This window comes from Halomonas sp. JS92-SW72 (assembly GCF_003547075.1).
GTDB classification, from domain to species: Bacteria; Pseudomonadota; Gammaproteobacteria; order Pseudomonadales; family Halomonadaceae; genus Halomonas; species Halomonas alkalicola.
Genome location: NZ_CP032147.1, coordinates 3980216 through 3999989 on the forward strand (window position 1 = coordinate 3980216; position 19774 = coordinate 3999989).

The window sequence follows — 19774 nt, forward strand, 5'->3', positions numbered from 1 at the left end:
ATGACATTAAAAACACAGTTTTAACTGCGATTAAAGATGTTGATAGAGGAAACGGTTAAATTCTAGATTTTTTTACCCATGGTGATATTAGTTTCATCTAAAATTCCTGGGCGTCCGCTTCTGGCCGATAGCAGACGCGAATCATATGGTCGTTATTTGCACTCAATGAGCACGCCTCTAGGAGGCCTTGGAGGGGCGGTTTAGCGTAAAGAATTTGCGTAAATATTTATATGTAAGGAAATGGTAAGTTTCATTTACATGGCAGCCCGCACTAGGGAAGCTGCTAATCTCAGACGCCGAGGATAGACGTCAGCCCGCCTCATTCGTGGAACCAACCTGAAAACGAAGGCTTCAATGGTCGGTCACCGCTGGGAGTCATCGCTACCGGTGACATTGGTACGCTTTGTTCAACCCCCCAGCTCTAGAGAGGGCCCAAAACGTGATGGCCCCCTCTATGGTATGATGAGATCAGGGAGACGGTTTTGTGCCGAACTTGACCTGCCTTCCGTCGCTCAGGCCTTTCTGCACCTCCCAGAGCTCCTGCGCGACAGCCAGGGCGGCGTTAGCAGTTTCGGGGGCTGTGTCCAGCAGCCGGAGCCCGAGCCGGTGGAGCACCGATGCATTTTCGCCAATATCTTCGATGGCATCCTTGAGCAGACTGTCAGGCATAGTGGCCATGGGCTTATCCCTCAACTATCGTTCAACAGGGCGGCGGCCCCTCGTGTAAGTCTATATCTGGATTGCAAAAGCTGTCCAGAAGAAGGAAAAATTTTGTCGGTGGCCCTGTCAAACTTGGACGTGGGCTCCATGAGCTTCTAAATTCCGGAGTATCCCATGACAAAACCCATCGCTATTAAGGAATACTCAGTGGCAGTGCTGGACGCCACCGAGCGGGTCTTCTGATCGGGGACAAAAGCCTGCACCTAGTTCCACAACGAGTCGATGGATGTATTCGACTACTAAGCTGCCGAGCAGCTCGCGGTTGCCGGTCATACTAGGAAATTTTGCCGTTATCTACGGTCGCTGCAAGCCGGCTTGTTCAGATGGCAGCAAAGACTAGGTGGGCCAGCGTTTGTGTCTAAATGCATCATAACCTGAGTTATGTTGCATTTAGTCTCTTTTGCCTCGCAGGGTTCCAGTAGGCCTGGGAGAGGTGGTCGGCAATAAATGTGCTACAAGTCATTGTTTTTGATGGCTTTGTATTTTTTAGTTATGCTGGCTGGCATTCCCGCAGCAGCATTCCCGCAGCAGCACTCCCGCAGCAGCACTCCCGCAGCAGCACTCCCCAGCAGCACTCCCACAGCAGCACTCCCACAGCAGCACTCCCACAGTAGAGTTATTGAACCAGCATCTCATTCAAAGCACAGTTTACTCAGCACTGCTCAATTTTATGCTTTATATTCTCCCTGGCATTTTTATTAATGCGGTTGAGCGTGGTGGTCAGCTGATTTTTGAGGGTAAGCAATAAATGCTTGTCTATTGTCGCAGATGGGCTACTCTTGTGATGGGGGGTTAAGGGCTTGCGTTATGGCTAATGATGAATGTTTCGCTTTTGAAGAAGAGTTGAATGTTGCCAGGTCTGTGCTTTTTCAGTTGCCCACTAGTTTGTTGAGTGTATCCCTTTCATTGGAGGGAGTTGACTTAGAAGCGTGGGAAAGTGGTTCAATGCCCTATTTGGAAGCTCGGCAGCGGCTTATTGAGGTGGCAAAGATTTTGGCCTGCATTGAGCCATGGTCCGGCTCCATGGGTAGGGCGTGGGATTGGTACTGTAAATATAGAATCGCTCCACTGGGCGGGCTGACCGCGGATGAGTTGGTGTCGGGAGGACGGAATGAAGAAGTAATGCTTTACATATTACATGTTTCTACAGGTGGTTGGTCTTGATTGTGCGGGGATGTGAAGGAGTAGCCAATGAGAGAAGTGAAATTTCATATTTTGCAGTATTAATAAGTGAGTTTCATGGCATTGGTGGCCAGTGCCTGGGCAAGGTGATGTTCCATGAGTTATTTGGCATCCTCTCTCTGAGTGAAGGCCACCAAGCGCAGTATGGCTGCGATGTTCTCTAGGCTCTTTGTCTGTTCCCGTAGTGTTTGAGTGTAGGGTGCCAAATTTCCTGGCTTCACTATGCGTGTTAATTTTTGTTGAGATTGAAGATGTACAGATGAGTTGTGAATCGTGTTGGTTGGAATTGGAATTTTTCGGGGGTGGCCAAATTTTCGTGAAGATGAATGGCTGTCAGGTTTACATCTATCCTAAGGTAAGGCTTTTGCATTTGGAGTAGCTATGGTATCGCCAATACAACGACCAAAAGATCCTCTTTCGTGCATTTTTGCCTACCGGGCTATCGACCTGCGCGATCGATTTCCGCAACCACTGGAGACTTTCCGAGAGGCGCTGGAGTGCCTGCAGAGTGATCGCTCCTACATGGCGGCTTTGAGCGGTGAGATTATTGCCTATCTGCGTGGTGGCTGCGCTCTGACCATCCCTGACTACTTTTTTCTTCGCCGCAGTGGCGAGATCGACGCTACTCTCGTGCTACCGGAGCATAATGACGATGTATGTAAGAAAGTTGAAGCCTGGCTGCGTGTCACACTCATCATTCACAAGGCGGAATTGTCAAAATCTATCCCCCTGGAAGACCGACCTTTCTCGCTTGATCAATTGCTGGAGCAGTGCGACATCACGGCTCCGCAGCATGAGGAAATAAAAGCCTGGCAGGAGATGCCTGACATTGGAAGGGAGTTGCTGGGGGGGCTTGGTGAGAACGATGTATGGGAAAAAGCCGAGCGTGTTTTCGATAGCTATGAAAATGCTCAGAAATGGATGAGGCAGCCACTCAAGCAGCTAGAGGGGAGGTCTCCTGAAGAAGTGCTTCCCTCGGATATACAGCGCGTATACGATCTGTTGGTGCGTTTGGAGAGTGATCTCTTCTGAAAATGATTTCATTATGGGGCTCTTGATGTCGTTATTTTTTGCTGTGTTGCTGTTTTATTTCAATCTCTATAAATGAAAACTCGAAGTCGTTGCTATTTATCACGTTGTGCTCGACGCCAGCGCCTCGGGCATAGGAGGTACCTGGCCAAAGTTCAGACTTGATTACGCCGTCACGAGTTTCCAGTGTCAGCGTTCCTTGCGTCAGAGGTACCACCACGTAGTCATGTTCGTGCTTATGCCAGCCAGTTTCGCCCCCAGGTGGGAAATCCCATCGCGTAACAATGACATTGAAATTATCAATTTGTTGGCTGGGTGTTGCCTTCGCACGCGGATAGTCCGATTTCATGTATGAGCTCTCCCAGAGGGTGTTCGCCATTGCAAGGCATGGCGTTAATGTTGATGTTTTGGGCCCTCTCCCTGGGGAGAGGGCCCGTTAGTCCCGCTACCAGGGCAGCACGGCGCCGTCGGTGCGCGGTTCGGTGCCACCGCTCAGCACGCCGGTGTCCAGTCCTGCAGCGAGCGCAGGCCGGCCAGGTCGAGCTCGCCGCTGCGGTCCACCAGGGCGTACTGGTAGACCCAGCCCACACCGGTGGCGTCCGGCCCCAGCGCCGGCGTGGCGCCGGCTGGCAGCCGCGGCGCCACCTGGCTCAGGTACTCGAGCACGCGGGAGCGTGCCCAGTAGGGATCGGTGCCATCCTCGAACAGCACGTAGACGTAGGAGTCGCCGAACATGGAGAACCCGCGCACGTCGCGCGCCTGGGGTACGGCCAGCATGGCCGTCGACAGGGGATAGGTAACCTGATCCTCCACCACCTGGGGAGCCTGGCCGGGATAGCTGGTATGAACGATCACCTGAACGTCGGAGAGATCAGGAATGGCATCCAGCGGCATCTGCCTGCCGGTGAAGAGCCCCCAGACGACGAAAATGGCCGTTACCAGGAGCACAAGCAGGCGATTGTGCAGCGACCACGTGATGATCCTTTCGATCATGAATCGACTCCTCAGTGGTCGTGGCTCAGCGGCTCGATGGCGGTGATTTCGTAGACGAACTCCTCACGCTCGCGCATGCGGAAGCGCATCGGCATATCGTCGTGCAGCCCATCGAGTTCGAGATCATCGGCCACGGTGAAGTCCATGACCATTGCCGGCCAGCCCAGCAGGGGAATCGCCGCGTGGTCGACGTTAAGCACGCGGGCATCGCGGTCGATGGAAATCAGGCGCCCATCGGCCCAGACATCGCCATCCGAACTCTCCTGCTCGGCTTCGGTCATGCGCGCCAGCTCGGCACTGGCTGCCGCTTCGGAGTCGAGCAGGAAGTGGCCGGAGAGAACCACACGCTCTCCTTCCTGGAGGCCTTCGATGATCTCCAGGTCGCCGTTGGCACGACGCCCCACCTGGACCTCACGCGCCTGGAAACGCCCTTCGCCCAGCGCCAGAATGACCCGGTCCTGCCTGCCGGTACGGATCACCGCCTCAGCCGGCAGGTACAGGACACCTTGCAGTGGGCGGGTGGTCAGCTGGACATCGGCATACATCCCCGGTTTTAGGCGCTCACCGGGATTGTCGAAGGTCAGGCGTACCTGAACGGTTCGCGTCGGGCTGTTCAGGCTCGGATAGATGTAGTCGATCTTGCCCTCGAGACGTTCGCCCGGGCGGAAGGGCAGCTTCACATGGGCGGCGTCGCCTCGCGCCACGGCATCCACCTGATGCTCGAACAGGTCGGCCATCACCCATACCTGCGAGAGGTCGGCAATGGTCATCACCTCGGTGCCCGGGGTGACATACATGCCTTCACGTACGTTGAGCGACTCCACCACGCCGCCCTGGTCCGCTCGCACCGCGATGAGCCGCCGCGGCTGACCGGCCCGCTCGATCTCGGCAATCTCGGCGGCACTGACCCCCAGCGCCCGGAGGCGCTCGCGCGCAGGAGCAGGACTGCCGCCACGACGCACGACATGCAGCAACTCCTCTTGCGCATTGACCAGTTCCGGCGAATAGAGGCGGAACAGCAGCTGCCCCTCCTCGACTCGCTCGCCGGTGGTTCTGACGCTGAGTTCCTCGATCCAGCCCTGAGTACGCAGGTGAACGTGGCTGAGTCTCGATTCGTCATAGTCGACGAAGCCAACCGTCTCGACCAGGCGCGCCAGATCACCACGAGCCACCGAGCCGATACGCACATTCATATTCTGCTGCACGACAGGGCTGATACTGACTGTGCCGGGCGTCGCGTCGCCGCCACCCGCATAGATCGGAATGAAGTCCATGCCCATCTCATCCTTGCGCGGCTCGGGAGAGGTCACGGAGGGGTTATGTGGGTGGCGGTAATAGAGAATCTCTCTCTCACCGTTGGTCGTGTCCGCCGCGGCAACGTGTGCGTGGGAACCCGGCCAGTAGGTCACGGCAGCGGCGCCTGCGGCAGCCCCCGCAGCCAGCAGGACGATGACAGCGAACGCCTTCATGCGTTTTCTCCCAGTAGATAGAGCAGGTCCACCTGCTCAAGGCGACGCTGCGACCCGATACGCACGGCCTCGATATGCGTTTCCAGCTCGGTCAGGCGTGCACGCACAAGCGAGTTGAAGTCCGTGGTGCGATTGCGATACCCATGCTCGGCGGCTTCGGCGTTCTCCCTGGCCTGCGGAAGGAGGCGCTCTGCATACTGACGCTCACGCTCGCTCAACTGATGCCACCTGGCCTGGGTCTCCCCCACCTGGCGCTGCAACTCGAGGGCCTGTGCATCCCAGGCATACTGGGCGGCCTCACGACGGTGCACGCTGGCCGATAGATCGCGGTCCTGGCGCTGGCGTGTAAAGAGCGGAAGGTCGACCATGACCATCGCCGACATGCGATCCGGCATGTCCATGCCCCGTTCCGTTGGCGTGCCATAGGTCAGCTCGACCGACCACTGAGGCCTGTAGCCTTGACGCGCCAGCTCGACACCGTGGTTGCCGGCATCGACGAGAGCCTGTTCTGCGGCGAGCAGCGGGTGCGACAGCAACGCATCCGCCGGCGCGGTCATGTCGGGCAGGTCGGGGGCTAAGGGTCGCGAAATGGCATCCTGACCGACCCAACGCGCAAGCTGGGCCCGTGCTGCCGCTTCCTGTGCCTGAACGGAAAGCAGGCGATCATGCAACCGGCTCAGCTCCAGTTCGGCGCGTAACAGATCCTGTTGATCGGCAAAGCCGGAAGCAAACTCGCGTTCGGTGATATCGCGCAGGTCCTCGAACAAGGGCTGGCTCTTCTCCAGCACTTCCCGGATGGCGCGCTGCTCGTAGAGCGACAGGTAGGCACGCCGCACGGCGCGAACGGCAGTGATTTCTGCGTTGCTGCCACGAGCTGCGTCAGCCATGGCCAACGCGCCTTCCCGCTCGCTTGCCAATCGACGGCTGTCGCCTCTCGGGAAGGTCTGGCGCACTCCCACACGCAGTTGGGTCATGGTGTCGTCATCGATGGAAAGACCCTCTCGTGCGACGTCCATGACCTCCATGATCAGCATGGGATCGGGAAGCTGTCTGGCCGAGATGGCGGCCTCACGTCGAGCCTCAGCCAGCTCCTGATAGCGCAGCGTGGCAGGGTCGTCGATGCGAGCGAGCCGCTCAGCTTCCATCAGAGAAAGCACCGGCTCTGACAATACCGGCAAAGGCAACATAAAAGCCGTGCTTAACGCCACAGCCAACATTTTGGGTAACCGAGAGCCCATTCACCACCCTCCATACTCACCTGTGCACTGCGGCAAGAACAGCGCCATGGCACATGCACCATGGCCAAAAGTCATAAAGATTCTTGGTTATATCTATCAAACTGGCCGACGGGTGCCGGCCAGCCATGCTTCTTCAAAGCTTGAATACCGGGTTATTTGAAAGCAACGTGAAGGCTATAACGATGGGCGTCCCAACTATCCCCACCCGGCGCGGAATTTCCTGATACCACCAAGCTATACTGGCCGGCCGAGAAACCAGAGAGGGGACGTTGCTTCTACGCTTCATGCCCTCTAAACCGACAGACTGCTAGGGTCGTGCAGAAACAGGCCTTCCGTGACCTCCAGCATCAGCCGGGTCGGGTCGGCCCCGCTCTCGTTGAGCAGCTGGCACACCTCATCGAAGAAGCCCGGCTGGTTGAACTGCGCTGGGCTCACATTGACCGAGAGCGTGAGCGTCTGCAGCTCGGGGCGGTGGCGCCACTCGGCCAGCTGCCGGCAGGCGGTTTCCAGCACCCAGTGCCCGATGGGTACGATCAGGCCGCTCTCCTCGGCCAGGGGAATGAAGACCCCGGGAGAGATCATGCCGCGCTCAGCGTGCTGCCAGCGAAGAAGGCATTCTACGCCAATCGGATCGCCCACTTCATTGACCTGTGCCTGGTAGTGGAGCACCAGTTCGCCGCGTTCCAGGGCGTGGTAGAGGTCGGCTTCGAGCCGGGTACGCTCCACCATGGCGGCTTGCATGCTCGTATCGAAGAAGCGTGAGGTATTGCCGCCCTGGCGCTTGGCCTCATACATGGCCAGCTCCGCCTGATGCACGCTTTGCGCCGACTCCTGCGTCGACTGGTGGAACAGCGCGATCCCGATGCTGGCGCTGATCGGCAGCGCCTTCTGGTTACTGCCGCTGCAGGCTCGGATCTGCAGCAGCAGGGCGTCGGCGGCGCGCTGTGCCTTGAGCGCCGCGCTCTGCGGATCGCTGCCCAGGTGTCGGCTCAGCAGCACGAACTGGTCGCCGCCCCAGCGTGCCAGCGCCTCATTCTCGTCGAGTGAGTCGCCGATGCGCTCGGCGACCTGTTGCAGCAGGGCGTCACCCTGCTGGTGGCCGAGGGTGCTGTTATAGGCCTTGAAGTTGTCCAGGCCAACCAGCAGCAGGGCCGCATGTTCCTGTTGCCTCTCCGGGTTTTCCGCGAGGTGGTGGAGCCGGTCCTGGAGCCGCTGCCTGTTCGGCAACCCGGTCAGCGGGTCGTAGAAGGCGAGGCGATGGATTGCATCCTCGGCCTCCTTGGAGGCCGACAGGTCGCTCAGGGTGGCCACGAAGTGCAGAAGCTCGTCATGGGCATTGCGGATGGCGCTGATGGTCAGCCACTGGGGGTAGATCTCCCCGGTCTTGCGGCGATTCCAGACTTCGCCCTGCCAGCTGCCATCGCGTTCGATGGCACCCCACATGTCACGATAGAAGTCGGCATCATGCTGCCCCGAGCTCCACATCCGCGGGTTGCGCCCCACCACCTCGCTCTCCGAGTAGCCGGTGATCTGGGTGAAGGTGCCGTTGGTCCTGATGACGTTGCCGTCGGCATCGGTGATGAACATGCCCAGGTGGGTGTCGAAGGCCATGGCCGCGATCCGCAGCTGGGCCTCCAGGGCCTTCTCCCGGGTGATATCGGTGGCCAGCACCACGGTGCCGGACGCGATGGCGGCATCGTTCAGCAAGGGTCTGAGCACCGCCTTGAAGTCGCGGGGCGTGCCATCCAGCGACAGGCGATAGCCAACCTCGACAGGCAGGCCGGTATCGGCGACCCGATCGAGAGCCACTCGGAAGCGCTCGGTGATATCGCCTGGCAGGATCTCCGAATAGTGGCGCCCCAGCAGCTGATCCGGCGGGGCCAGCAGCAGGTCAGGCCGATGGGCATGGGCGAACTGCAGGTTGCCGTGCTCGTCGAAGCGAAACAGCAGCGCTTCGATGCCCGTCACCAGGGTTCTCAGCTCGGCCTCCCGCTGCTGGATGTCGCTCTGGGCCTGCTTGCGCTGCACGACCTCCCTGGCCAGCCGCTGCCGGCTCGCCAGCGCGCTCAGGTGGCGGCGCAGGGCCAGCCAGCCCAGCAGGGCGGTCACCAGCCAGCCGCCCAGAAGGATGCGCAGCTCGCGCCACCAGGGACGCAGGATGTCGGTGGTGCTGCGTCCGATCACGACCAGATAGGGAGCGCTCTCGAGTCGCTTGCCTGAAAGCAGCCGCACCTGCTGGTCCATGGGGGAGCGAACGATCATGCCATCCAGGGCCAGGCCTTCCCTCACTGCCCGACTCAGCGGGGCGAGCTCGAAGGGCAGCCCGATACCCACGCCTTCCGCCGTGGGCGGCGGGTGGCGAGTGACCAGTTGCAGGTCGAGGTCCACCAGGGCAATGCTCTCGCTCTCGAGCTGGGCGGCTCTGGCAATGGTGGCACTCAGCACTGCCATGTTGAGCTGAGCGACCATCACGCCCTGCAACTGTGCGTCAGCGTCATGCAACGCCATGAAGTGCAGGGCCGTCAGGGCAGAGCTGTCTCCCTGAGTCAGCAGGCCGGTGACGCGGCTGCGCTCAGGGCTCGCCAGAAACGCATCGACAATGTGGGCATTGTCGTCCAGCACGGCGCGCATCCTGGCGCCATCGGAGCTTGCCAGCGGCTCACCCGTGGGGGTGAGCAGGGCCACGGCGTCGACAAAAGCCACGGCATCGACGCGCCGGTCGAGACGGCTGGACAACTGGGGCATGGCGGAGGCATCGCTGTCGGCAATAGATTCCAGCGCCAGCTGCCCTGTTCCGGCAAGCAGGTGTTCGCTCAGGGTGAAACTGCCCGAGACCCAGTCGCTCACCAGCTCCGCCTTGGCAATGGTGTAGCGCCGTGCCTCTTCCATGGATGCCGTACGCCGCTCGGCCAGGGCCCAGGCCATGGCACCCAGGGCAATCATCAGCAGGCCGAGCAGGAAGGCAGTAGGCATAAACTGCCGCCAGTGGTCATTCCGGGGCTCGAGGTCTGTGTGCGTGCTTATCACAATTTGATTACCGCCCCATGAATTTTGCGCGAAGCATCGCATGTTGGCTGGCGGGTGTCATCGGTCACTGCAGGGCTGATACGGGTAGCTAAAGTTGTTGGGTAACCTGCCGATAAAGCCTTGGAATTGACAGTGATCAACTGTTATTCGGGGCGCTTCAGTTCAAGGTGGAGGAGGCCCAGCGCCTTGCCATCGATGGCCACACCGATGATGTGCCGATTCAGTGCCCTTGGCGCTTCGAGAGGGGCCGGACGGGATGCCGGAACCAGGGCGGTTGATTGGCGCCGGTGGCGTCGATGCCCGTTTGGCCGCTTGCGGCAGCTAATAGATGAACTAAACGGTGTTTCAAGGCAGACTTCAGTGACTCCTTAATCTTGCCCCGCGCAGTGGTGAGCCAACATGATCAGTTGTGAACGCAGCGCCAGTCCCCCGCTCGGTCTGCTCCCCTTGCCCGAGACGCTGCGCGCCAGGCTTAACGAGTGCGATAGCCTGCCCTCATTGCCTGCCGCCGCCGCGCGTGTCCTGATGCTTGCCCGTCACCCCGATACCAGCCTGGTCGTGTTCTGGTCAAGTCGTAGCGGACACTTTTATTAAGCTGCTTCCGCGATTTTCTCGATCTCCGAAGATCGACTACCCCAAGCCCGACGGCAAGCTCTCCTTCGACAAGCTCTCCTCGGTGTTCCTGTCGAACACCAACCACGAGGAGGATCAGCCCTGCCACCTGCGCCTGGCCGATCCCGAGCTGCCGATCCGTGACAACCTGCCGACCTACGCCGAGCCCGCCCAGCGCTACTGCCCGGCCGGGGTCTACGAGGTGATCGAGGGGGACGACGGCAAACCTCAGTTCCAGATCAACTTCCAGAACTGTGTGCACTGCAAGACCTGCGACATCAAGGACCCGGCCCAGAACATCACTTGGGTGGCGCCCGAGGGCGGCGGCGGGCCCAACTACCCCAATATGTGAACCTAAGTTTCTAATATGGAGCGTGTTATGAGCGACGTATTCCTCTGCCATCCTCGGCGCAGCGCCGTGGGCCGCTTCGGCGGCACCCTCTCGAGTGTGCGCCCCGACGACCTGGCGGCCGCCATCTTCAAGGCGGTGCTGGCACAAGCCCCCGAGCTTGACCCTGCCGCCATCGAGGAGGTCTTCATGGGCTGCGCCAACCAGGCCGGCGAGGACAACCGCAGCGTGGCGCGCATGTCCGCCTTGCTGGCGGGCCTGCCAACCTCGGTGCCCGGCACCACCCTGAACCGCCTGTGCGGCTCTGGCATGGACGCGGTGGGCACCGCCTTCCGCGCCATCAAGGCCGGCGAGATGGACCTGGCGCTGGCCGGCGGCGTGGAGTCCATGTCCCGGGCGCCCTATGTGATGGGCAAGGCCGACAGCGCCTTCTCGCGGGGCCAGCAGATCGAAGACACCACCATCGGCTGGCGTTTCATCAACCCGCTGATGAAGAAGGCCTACGGCGTCGAGTCCATGCCGGAGACCGCCGAGAACGTCGCCGAGCAGTTCAAGATCTCCCGTAAGGACCAGGACGCCTTCGCCCTGCGCTCCCAGCAGAAGGCCGCCGCCGCCCAGGAGGCCGGCCGCTTCGCATGTGAGATCACCGCCATCGAGATTCCGCGCCGCAAGCAGGAACCGCTGCGCTTCGACCAGGACGAGCACCTGCGCGCGACCACCCTCGAGAAGCTCGCCGCCCTGCCGGCGCCCTTCCGCGAGGGCGGCAGAGTCACCGCCGGCAACGCCTCCGGGGTCAACGACGGTGCCGCCGCCATGCTGGTGGCCAGTCGAGAAGCGGTGGAGAAGCACGGCCTCACCCCCATGGCGAAGATCCTCGGCATGGCCACCGCCGGCGTCGAGCCGCGCATCATGGGCATCGGCCCGGTGCCCGCGGTGCAGAAGCTGCTCGCGCGCACCGGCGTGTCGCTGGACGAGATCGACGTGATCGAGCTCAACGAGGCCTTCGCCGCCCAGGCGCTGGCCTGCCTGCGCGGGCTGGGGATCGCCGACGACGACCCCCGGGTCAACCCCAACGGCGGTGCCATCGCGCTGGGCCACCCGCTGGGCATGTCCGGCGCCCGGCTGCTGCTGACCGCGGCCCATGAGCTGCAGAAGAGCGGCAAGCGCTACGCCCTGTGCACCATGTGTGTGGGCGTGGGCCAGGGCATTGCGACCTTGATCGAGAGGGTTTGAGGACCCCTCCTAGCTCTCTGCTGGGGGCAAGTGTTGTTGGCCACTACATGCGAATGGGTCTGATGAGCTTGTCCACGAAGGTTAAGCGAGCCGTGACCCCATGAATGTCAAAGCAAAAAGCCTGCAGTCAGGGAAGGGGTGGGTCGGGGCTTGCGACTAAAGTTGCATACCTGGCCTTCAGCATAGCAAAGTAGTCTACTGACTAAATGCGAATCAAAAGTCCGCATAGCGGTCATTTCAATTATGAAGGAGCAAAATATGAATAAGCTGCTCAACGCACTCTGCGTGGCAACCTGTGGCGGCGCAGTGGCGCTGACGCTGGCCGTCTCCAGCGCTCAAGCATCGGAATGGCCTACTGGTGACGTCCGCTTGGTGGTGCCCTATGGGCCCGGCGGCACTACCGACGTCCTGTCGCGTCGAGTGGCGGACCTGCTGAAGGATGAGATTGGTGCGAATGTGGTGGTAGAAAATCGTCCGGGTGCTGGCTCTACTGTGGCCACCGGCCGACTTGCCCGCGGTGGTCGTGATGCTGCTCACACTATCCTGATGGCTTCACCCGGCCACACCATTGGTGCTGCCATCTATCCCAACCTGGCCTACGACCCGGTTGAGGACTTTGTGTTTATCCAGAACATGCTGGATATCCCGAATGTCATGGTGGTTCCGGCCAACAGCCCGTACGAGAGCGTGGTGGAGTTCATCGAGGCCGCTCAAGACCAGAACATGTCATTCAGCAGTCCCGGTGTAGGCAGTTCTGTTCATATGTCTGGTGAGCTGTTCAAGACGCTGACAGGCTCGAATATGACAAACGTGCCGTTTGCTGGCAGTGGCGCGGCGTTGCCGGCTCTGCTCGGTGGGGACGTCAATGTCTCCTTCGAGAACATGCCCACGGTGTTCTCGCACATCCAGTCAGGTGACCTCAGGGCACTGGCTGTGACCTCCGAAGAGCGTTCGGAGTATCTCCCCGATGTGCCGACTTTGAAAGAGATCGGCGAGTATAATCTTGATCAGTTTGTCACCACCGCTTGGTTTGGTCTGATCGCTCACAGCTCCTTCCCTGACGAGGCTTTCGCCACGATGCAGGAAGCGCTCCAAAAAGTAATGGAGCGTGAGGAGTTCACCAGCTTCGTAGAGCAGCTGGGAGGGGAGAAGGGAACTGTTGCTGGCGACGATTTCAAGGCCTTTGTCGCCGATGAAGTGACCCGCTGGGATGGAGTGGCGGCGGAGGCCGGTATTCGCCAGGAGTAAGTCACTTTTCTGTCACGGCATGGTGAGGCGAGGGCACGTTGCCCTCGCCTCAGTGGTTTCCATGCGGAGTTTTTACACGTGAAAGGGTTTATCCCGATGACGAAGTCTCACCCTTCCCACCGCATGCTGGTCAAAGATCCCTTGGATGTGGTCGCTGGAGTGCTGCTGCTGTGCTTTTCGCTGCTGCTTTTACTGTATTTGATTCCCAATCACATTGGAGAACCGCCCATTCTGCAGAATCCGATGATGTCGCCGCGCTGGCTGCCGACCATCGTCGGGTGGCTTCTCGTGGTATTTTCAGCCCTCATGATTATGCAAGGGGTGCTGGTCGCTGACGATGGTGAGGAGAGCGGGCGTCGCTTCGAGCGTGGTCCATGGTACACAAGACTTGAGCTTAACTCCCCCGCCTGGTATCCCCCCGAGTCGGTGCAGCGTGAAGCCAGGGCACGCGGTGAAGAGGCACCCAGTGTAGTGCCCCCAGGCCCGGACAATCCGCTGGGAGACCATGCCATTATCCTTGGATTCGATGGCTACTTGATCCATGGCACCAACCAGCCGGATGGTATCGGCATGCGTGCCAGCCGTGGCTGTATTCGCATGTTCCCTGGGGACATCGAGTCGATTTTCGACCGCGTGCCCGCCGGCACCCAGGTCCAAATCGTCAACCAGCCCATCAAGATCGGCTGGTATGAAGGGCAACCGCTGATTCAGGCATTCTCGCCTCTGGAGGGAGAGGGGCACAGCATGTCCACGTTGGTAGAGACCGTCACACGCCTCAACCAGCGCAAGGCCGAGGGCTGGAGCTTCGATTATGAACAGCTTCGCGGCCTGCTGAATGATCCCAGCGATCGAATAGTAGCCCTGAATCCCAGGCCGGAGCCGGATAAAACGCATGATACTGATTACAAGGGGATCTACGCAGAAATCGCGCTGCGCAGACTATGACAACGACAAGGCGAGTCTTGTCGGTCTCGTGACACTGGGTATTCGGTCGTGGCTGATCCAGGATCTATAGCGCTCTACATGACCATTGGCGTTGCGTTTATAGCCCCACCTTGCCGCATGGAACGGTAGGTTCCTAGGCTTGCTTTTGGCATACCGATTCTGGGGAGGGAAGGGCTATTGACCTCGACGTTGCTCTGGGCTACCTACTGCCTTGGGAGTTCTCGCTGGCCTGGCCATGGGCTGGGAGCAACTGGTCCTGTTGGGTATCGCCCCCCTGCTGGTGAGCCTACTGCCCTGCCTCATCATGTGTGGGCTGGGGCTGTGCATGATGAAATGCCAGGACAAGAAAGGGAAAGCGACCGACCAGGGCGAAGTCTCCAACGTACAGGCCAAGGCGGAATCCTCTGAAATACAAGCCGAGGTAGAAGCCTATCCGGCAGCGCCCAAGCAAGCGGAAGCCGCTATTCCCCACGAAGCTGACCAGCAGGTGTCATCATCAGAGCACCCCCTGTCCAAGCTTCAAGCCTAGCCGCGGGATAAGGAGGGGGATAAGGAGGGATGTGGGAAGTCGCCAACATCGGCCTGATCACGGCGTTTCTGGCGGGCCTGATCTCATTCGCGTCGCCCTGTGTCTTGCCGCTCGTACCCGGGTACCTCTCCTTCGTCGCCGGCCGCTCGCTGGGGCAGCTACAGGAAGCGGACCGGCGCGAACGGTTCCGGGTGTTGACCCAGTCGATATGGTTCGTGCTGGGGTTCTCTACGGTCTTCCTGATGCTGGGCGCCAGTGCCACGGCCATCGGTCGCTTGCTGCTGGCCTATCGCCAGGAAGCCAATCTGGTCGGCGGTATCATCGTCATCCTGTTTGGTGCCTTCATGACCGGCCTCATCCCGCTGCATGGGCTACAGCGAGAGTGGCGCTTTATCGGCCGGCTCAAGGCAGAGGGTGGCGGGCGTAGTGCGGCGTATCTGCTGGGCGTGGCGTTCGCCTTCGGCTGGACCCCCTGTATTGGCCCGATCCTGGGCGCCATCCTGACCGTCAGCGCCTCGACGGCCAATGCTTCGAGCGGCATGGCGTTACTCGGCATTTATTCGCTAGGCCTGGGGGTGCCCTTCCTGCTGAGCGCCGTTTCGCTCGATCGCTTCTTGCACCACCAGAAATTCTTGCGCCGCTGGGGCCGAGCCATGCACCTGGCGGCAGGACTGATCATGATCCTGATGGGCATCTTGATGATGACCGGAAAACTGACCGAGCTCTCGTATTGGCTATTGCGCACCTTTCCCGCCTTAGGTGCCATCGGCTAACCGTTATCCAGGGAAATAGTGATATGAAAAAAATGATGAGTCGCTTCTGGCATACCCTATCAATCACGAGCGGGGCCATCATCGGCCTTGGCATCGCCTCCGTGGCCGCAGCGGCCGAAGATGTCTTGCCGGCGCTGGAGTATGACCTGACCGGAGCTCGTCTGCTCAAGGTGAATTCCAGCCAGCTGTTTGAAAGCACGAACGGTGGCGACTCCTGGCAGGCCATCCCGTTGCCCGAGGCCGTAAGGACCGGGCAGTTGGTGGTGGCGCCGGCTGCCGCTGAGCAGACGCTTTATATCGCCGGCCCATCGATTGGAGTGCAGCGTAGCGACGACAATGGCGACAGCTGGTACCGGGTCGATGAGGGCCTGCCCAGCCGGAACGTCATCGCTTTCAGTGCCCACCGACATCAAGTCGAGACGCTCTACGCCAAGATCGCTGACGACGGCATCTACCAAAGTGACGATGCCGGCGAATCATGGCGGAAGAAGGATAGCGGCCCTGTCCAACCTGTTCGCCGGCTCGTCCACTCCGATATGGAGGGCAGCATGCAGACCGGTTGGCTCTATGCGGTGTCTGACGATGCGGTGCGCCTGTCGATGGATTGCTTTTGCGGCTGGCGACCGACCGGAGAGCTCGATGCCGATACCGTCTACGATGTGGCCTACGAGTTCGACGAGCCCGAACGTGTCTATGTGGCCACGGATCGAGGCCTGTGGGTCAGCGACAATGGTGGCAAGGCGTGGCTACGGATAGAAGGCGACGCTCCTGAACTCGTCGCGATCACTCTGGCGCCAGAAGGTACCCTCTATGGTTTGGATCGCGTGGGGGAACTCGTGCGCAGTAATGACCAAGGCCGGAACTGGAGGGCGATTCCCGATGCGTAACCGCGGGGTCCTCGTCACAACCTGGCTGCTGTTAAGTACTGCCGGGCAGGCCATGGCGGATGATGCCCCTCTTTCGCACGATGCCTCTCAGCCGATAGAGGGGGAGCAGATTTACCAGCAGCATTGTGCCAGCTGCCACGGCATCGATGGCGAGGGGATGCCGAACTGGCAGCGACCCAATGCGATGGGTGAGTTGCCGGCCCCACCACATGGGCCAGAAGGGCATACCTGGAAGCACTCCGATGCCATGCTGTATCGGATGGTCTCCGAAGGGTGGCGCGACCCCTGGAACGAGACCGAACGACTGACCATGCCGGCCTTCGAGGACGTGCTCACCCCTGCCGAGATCCGCTCCGTAATTAATTACCTCAAGACGCTATGGGAGTTAAGCTCAAGTCTTGTGTATGGAGGGAAGTCGAGAGGGTGACGTATCCTGCTGATTCTGCCGGACCCGCTCCAGGGCCTCGTCGACGTTGATATCGCTGATGGTCATATCACCGCATAGATATGCCGAAGGATTAGGCACACTATGCCAGAAAAATCAGCTGGTTGGCGATATCCCATCCGCAGCCACCTGAATAGTTACAGTCTCGTTAGTAATAGCATTCTTTTTACTTTCAGTTGCCGCAAGCTTGGCGAACGCTCAATCTGAGCCAGATTATAATTATAGTAGAGGTGATTGGGTAATTGGGCTGAACGCCACCAGAATTCTGACTGATGAAGATTTGCGATCGCCCTCTGCGGGTGGTGCCCCCCTTCCAAATGCCAACCTGTCTATCAACAACGATACGACCGTTTCATTCGACGTGTCGTATTTTCTGAGTAATCAGCTGGCATTCAACGTTTTTGGCGGCATTCCCGCTAGTGCAGACCTTCAGGGCGAAGAGTCACTCTCTGGGCTCTTTCTTGGTCAAACAGATTATGGTCCGGTGATTCTTTCGCTTCAGTATCATGTCTTGACGGGTAGCAAGTTCTCTCCTTACTTTGGAGCGGGTGTAGGACGGATTTTCTTTTTAAATGAGAAGGATCGCGCACTAACCGACTTCGACGTCGAAGATACATGGGCCCCTGCGGTTCAGGCTGGTTTTCGCTGGAGGATACACAATAACTGGTCGGCAAATTTTGACGTTAGATATGCACCCTTCAAGGCGGATGTCACCGGTAACTTGGGCCCGGCCCCTGTTGAGGCAGAAGTGGAAGTGGACCCCACTATCGTGAGCATCGGTGTCGCATACCGCTTCTAAGTAAAGAGTTCGGGTGAGTCTTGCCGTTAAAGTTCCCTGCGATCGGTCGATGCGAACGAGAGGTTGATACGCATCAGGTAGTAACACCCCGATTGCAGACCTTTCCTTTAAGGAGCCTCTGAAAAACGCCGTGACTTTGGCATAATGAGTACTTTCCATCAGCCAGTATGCAGGTATGCCATGAGCCAGCTGACCTTTGCCGAAGCCGAATACGCCCACAAGAAGCGCAAGACCCGGCGGGAAGTGTTCCTGGAGAAGCTGGAGCAGTTGCTACCGTGGAAGGCGCTGGAATCGACCATTGCCGCCCATTATGCCTCTGGCCGCGCCGGTCGTCCCCCATACCCGCTGTCGAGCATGCTGCGGGTTCATGTGATGCAGGTGATCTACAACCTGAGTGATCCGGCGATGGAGGACGCGCTGTATGAGATCGAGTCGATGCGTCGTTTTGCGGGTATTCGCCTGTCCCGGGTTCCCGATGAGACGACGATCCTGAACTTCCGGCACTTGCTGGAACAGCACAATTTGGGCAAGAAGCTGTTCAAGAAGATCAACCGCCAACTGGCCCGGCATGGCCTGATGGTTCGGGAAGGCAGTATCGTTGATGCGACGATCATCGAAGCGCCCAGCTCGACGAAGAACAGAGATAAGGCTCGTGATCCGGAGATGCATCAGACGAAGAAAGGCAATCAGTGGCACTTTGGTATGAAGTGCCATATTGGTGTCGATGACACGATTGGCCTGATTCACAGCCTTGCCACGACCGCCGCCAATGAGCATGACCTGACGCCGTCGGATCAGCTGTTGCATGGCGAGGAGAAACGGGTGTGGGGAGACGCCGGTTACCGCGGCATCCAGAAACGCGAAGCGCACAAGAAGCGGGAAGTGCAGTGGTTTATCGCTGAACGCCCAGGCAAACGGTCAACGATGTCGAAAGTGACTCAGGACTGCGAAACCCTCAAAGCCAGCATACGAGCCAAGGTGGAGCATCCCTTCCGGATGACCAAAGGGATGTTCGGCTACGGCAAGGTTCGCTATCGGGGTTTGGCCAAGAACAGGAACCGACTTTATGTTCTGGCAGGGTTGTACAATCTGCTGAGGGTGAAACGAATGCTGTTGCCCTAGGGGCAGTGTGCCTGGTTGCCGCGAAAACGCGGCAATCAGGCGAAAAAACACACGATCAAGATTGATTTCTGGGCTGAATTCCGCCGCAAACGCTTTCTGACTAGCACCACGGTGAAAACAGTGAATTATTCAGACCTTCCTTAATCAACTAACAGAACCGTTATCCATGATGGACTCTATGAAGCAGTGGTTCGGACTGATACGGCACCGGGTCTATTTCCTTGTGGGACTGGGCGTCGTGGTGACTCTGTTGGCTGGCTCGGTGTCGTTCTTTGTGTTCAACACGCTCGATGTGGTGACTTTGATCTCGAGGGTTGAACGAACCCATACGGTTAACGTGTTCAGGGCGAGCTCCAGTCTGCACCAGTACGTCAATACCAACAATGAGAGTGACTACCAGAAATTCGAGGATCGTCTCGGACGCGCGCTGGCCTATAGTGCTTTGTTCTCGGCGACGCCGGAACTCCTTGTAACCAGTAGCACCTCGGAGTTCGCACGAAAGATACAACAAACGTTCCAGGAAGTGAGGTACCCTGACCAGGCCCGCGCCTTAATTCTGCGGCTCAGGATCCTTAAGAGTAACCCAATCGCCCAGCGTCTGATTTCCCTGTCGGGCGAAGCCTCCGAGATATCGGAGCAGATACTCGCTCTGGCGGCCGAACTCAGGAACGCCGCCGATCCCCCCCCGCAGCGGCTGGAGATCATCCAGGAAATCGATGCCAGAGAAAGACAGGTCAACGAACTGGCGCATCAGTTCTCGGAACTTACCGGAAATCTCTCGCAGTTCGCGATTTCCCTGGCCGTGACAGTTCTCGTTGCCGTATTGATCCCGGGAATGCTGGTACTCAGTATAGTGGCGTGGCTGCTTGTCCGTCCCATGAACCGCTCGGTAAGTCAGGCTGTGGAGACGATTCAGAGCCTTGCCGATGGCCACCTTGACTCGAGGCAGTACACTGCACTAGCCCGAAAAATTCATAAAAAAAGGCGAACCCTGCCCAACCCATTGATATAATGGGAGTTACACCAATAACGCTTCGGAAGAAGCTAAACAGGGTTCGCCATGTCTGATTCTATCCCTACTCAACTGCGCTTTCCTCCCTTTGCCGGGAGTTATTGTCAAATCCTGTGTACGGCAAGTCAGGCGGCAGTCCTGTCTGACTGATCGGTCATCAGC

17 protein-coding genes and 2 pseudogenes are annotated in these 19774 nt (G+C 59.0%); 13 read left to right on the forward strand and 6 right to left on the reverse strand.

Going from position 1 to position 19774, the window contains the following annotated elements:
• Positions 1-468: 468 nt before the first annotated feature.
• A complete protein-coding gene (locus tag D1793_RS18810) occupies positions 469-678 on the reverse strand; it encodes a hypothetical protein (RefSeq protein ID WP_119023461.1) in 210 nt (69 codons plus the stop codon).
• Between the two features lie 849 nt (positions 679-1527).
• On the opposite strand from D1793_RS18810, the gene D1793_RS19610 reads away from it, so the two are divergent.
• Positions 1528-1884, forward strand: coding sequence for a hypothetical protein (locus D1793_RS19610; RefSeq protein WP_162900031.1), 357 nt, complete (start codon positions 1528-1530; stop codon positions 1882-1884).
• A gap of 399 nt (positions 1885-2283) precedes the next feature.
• Complete coding sequence (locus tag D1793_RS18815; protein WP_119023462.1) at positions 2284-2934, forward strand: MbcA/ParS/Xre antitoxin family protein; 651 nt, start codon at positions 2284-2286, stop codon at positions 2932-2934.
• 31 nt (positions 2935-2965) lie between these two features.
• On the opposite strand, the gene D1793_RS18820 is transcribed toward D1793_RS18815, so the two are convergent.
• The 5 genes and pseudogenes from D1793_RS18820 to D1793_RS18840 form a co-directional block, all read right to left on the reverse strand.
• The gene (locus tag D1793_RS18820; RefSeq protein ID WP_119023463.1) at positions 2966-3280 is read right to left on the reverse strand and encodes a cupin domain-containing protein; all 315 of its coding nucleotides are present in this window, start codon (positions 3278-3280) and stop codon (positions 2966-2968) included.
• A 158-nt stretch (positions 3281-3438) separates the two neighbouring features.
• Positions 3439-3924: pseudogene (locus D1793_RS18825) on the reverse strand (efflux RND transporter permease subunit); the annotation flags it as partial.
• 11 nt (positions 3925-3935) lie between these two features.
• Positions 3936-5393: an efflux RND transporter periplasmic adaptor subunit gene (locus D1793_RS18830; RefSeq protein WP_119023464.1), complete on the reverse strand. Its 1458-nt coding sequence runs from the start codon at positions 5391-5393 to the stop codon at positions 3936-3938.
• A complete protein-coding gene (locus tag D1793_RS18835; protein WP_162900032.1) occupies positions 5390-6538 on the reverse strand; it encodes a TolC family protein in 1149 nt (382 codons plus the stop codon). The genes D1793_RS18830 and D1793_RS18835 overlap by 4 nt, the downstream gene beginning before the upstream one ends.
• Positions 6539-6922: 384 nt before the next feature.
• A complete protein-coding gene (locus tag D1793_RS18840) occupies positions 6923-9604 on the reverse strand; it encodes a diguanylate cyclase (protein WP_162900033.1) in 2682 nt (893 codons plus the stop codon).
• 676 nt (positions 9605-10280) lie between these two features.
• Here D1793_RS18840 and D1793_RS18845 point away from each other — a divergent pair.
• The 11 genes and pseudogenes from D1793_RS18845 to D1793_RS18895 form a co-directional block, all read left to right on the forward strand.
• Positions 10281-10622, forward strand: a pseudogene (locus D1793_RS18845) (4Fe-4S dicluster domain-containing protein); the annotation flags it as partial.
• Positions 10623-10649: 27 nt separating this feature from the next.
• Positions 10650-11852, forward strand: coding sequence for a 3-oxoadipyl-CoA thiolase (gene pcaF / locus D1793_RS18850; protein WP_119023467.1), 1203 nt, complete (start codon positions 10650-10652; stop codon positions 11850-11852).
• A gap of 258 nt (positions 11853-12110) precedes the next feature.
• Positions 12111-13100, forward strand: a complete 990-nt coding sequence (locus D1793_RS18855; protein WP_119023468.1) for a tripartite tricarboxylate transporter substrate binding protein — start codon at positions 12111-12113, stop codon at positions 13098-13100.
• A 78-nt stretch (positions 13101-13178) separates the two neighbouring features.
• Positions 13179-14045: a L,D-transpeptidase family protein gene (locus D1793_RS18860; RefSeq protein ID WP_240407730.1), complete on the forward strand. Its 867-nt coding sequence runs from the start codon at positions 13179-13181 to the stop codon at positions 14043-14045.
• A 235-nt stretch (positions 14046-14280) separates the two neighbouring features.
• Positions 14281-14574, forward strand: coding sequence for a hypothetical protein (locus tag D1793_RS18865; protein WP_086509367.1), 294 nt, complete (start codon positions 14281-14283; stop codon positions 14572-14574).
• 29 nt (positions 14575-14603) lie between these two features.
• Positions 14604-15347 carry a cytochrome c biogenesis protein CcdA gene (locus D1793_RS18870; protein ID WP_086509366.1) on the forward strand — a complete coding sequence of 248 codons (744 nt, stop codon included), beginning with the start codon at positions 14604-14606 and terminating at the stop codon, positions 15345-15347.
• Between the two features lie 23 nt (positions 15348-15370).
• Positions 15371-16234 (forward strand): YCF48-related protein, encoded by an 864-nt coding sequence (locus D1793_RS18875; RefSeq protein ID WP_086509365.1) that lies wholly within the window; start codon positions 15371-15373, stop codon positions 16232-16234.
• Positions 16227-16661 carry a c-type cytochrome gene (locus D1793_RS18880; RefSeq protein WP_205527589.1) on the forward strand — a complete coding sequence of 145 codons (435 nt, stop codon included), beginning with the start codon at positions 16227-16229 and terminating at the stop codon, positions 16659-16661. Before D1793_RS18875 ends, D1793_RS18880 begins: the two co-directional genes overlap by 8 nt.
• Before the next feature lie 172 nt (positions 16662-16833).
• Positions 16834-17478 carry an OmpW family outer membrane protein gene (locus tag D1793_RS18885; protein ID WP_255408542.1) on the forward strand — a complete coding sequence of 215 codons (645 nt, stop codon included), beginning with the start codon at positions 16834-16836 and terminating at the stop codon, positions 17476-17478.
• Positions 17479-17658: 180 nt separating this feature from the next.
• Positions 17659-18600 carry an IS5 family transposase gene (locus tag D1793_RS18890; RefSeq protein WP_103970587.1) on the forward strand — a complete coding sequence of 314 codons (942 nt, stop codon included), beginning with the start codon at positions 17659-17661 and terminating at the stop codon, positions 18598-18600.
• A gap of 178 nt (positions 18601-18778) precedes the next feature.
• Positions 18779-19612: a hypothetical protein gene (locus D1793_RS18895; protein ID WP_146064646.1), complete on the forward strand. Its 834-nt coding sequence runs from the start codon at positions 18779-18781 to the stop codon at positions 19610-19612.
• Positions 19613-19774: the final 162 nt, after the last annotated feature.

Bases quoted from the DNA above. Each gene is read 5' to 3' on its own strand.
- D1793_RS18810 (WP_119023461.1), bottom strand. From the start codon at position 678: ATGGCCACTATGCCTGACAGTCTGCTCAAGGATGCCATCGAAGATATT.
- D1793_RS19610 (WP_162900031.1), top strand. From the start codon at position 1,528: ATGGCTAATGATGAATGTTTCGCTTTTGAAGAAGAGTTGAATGTTGCC.
- D1793_RS18815 (WP_119023462.1), top strand. From the start codon at position 2,284: ATGGTATCGCCAATACAACGACCAAAAGATCCTCTTTCGTGCATTTTT.
- D1793_RS18820 (WP_119023463.1), bottom strand. From the start codon at position 3,280: ATGAAATCGGACTATCCGCGTGCGAAGGCAACACCCAGCCAACAAATT.
- D1793_RS18830 (WP_119023464.1), bottom strand. From the start codon at position 5,393: ATGAAGGCGTTCGCTGTCATCGTCCTGCTGGCTGCGGGGGCTGCCGCA.
- D1793_RS18835 (WP_162900032.1), bottom strand. From the start codon at position 6,538: ATGGAAGCTGAGCGGCTCGCTCGCATCGACGACCCTGCCACGCTGCGC.
- D1793_RS18840 (WP_162900033.1), bottom strand. From the start codon at position 9,604: ATGCCTACTGCCTTCCTGCTCGGCCTGCTGATGATTGCCCTGGGTGCC.
- pcaF (WP_119023467.1), top strand. From the start codon at position 10,650: ATGAGCGACGTATTCCTCTGCCATCCTCGGCGCAGCGCCGTGGGCCGC.
- D1793_RS18855 (WP_119023468.1), top strand. From the start codon at position 12,111: ATGAATAAGCTGCTCAACGCACTCTGCGTGGCAACCTGTGGCGGCGCA.
- D1793_RS18865 (WP_086509367.1), top strand. From the start codon at position 14,281: ATGGGCTGGGAGCAACTGGTCCTGTTGGGTATCGCCCCCCTGCTGGTG.
- D1793_RS18870 (WP_086509366.1), top strand. From the start codon at position 14,604: ATGTGGGAAGTCGCCAACATCGGCCTGATCACGGCGTTTCTGGCGGGC.
- D1793_RS18875 (WP_086509365.1), top strand. From the start codon at position 15,371: ATGAAAAAAATGATGAGTCGCTTCTGGCATACCCTATCAATCACGAGC.
- D1793_RS18880 (WP_205527589.1), top strand. From the start codon at position 16,227: ATGCGTAACCGCGGGGTCCTCGTCACAACCTGGCTGCTGTTAAGTACT.
- D1793_RS18890 (WP_103970587.1), top strand. From the start codon at position 17,659: ATGAGCCAGCTGACCTTTGCCGAAGCCGAATACGCCCACAAGAAGCGC.
- D1793_RS18895 (WP_146064646.1), top strand. From the start codon at position 18,779: ATGAAGCAGTGGTTCGGACTGATACGGCACCGGGTCTATTTCCTTGTG.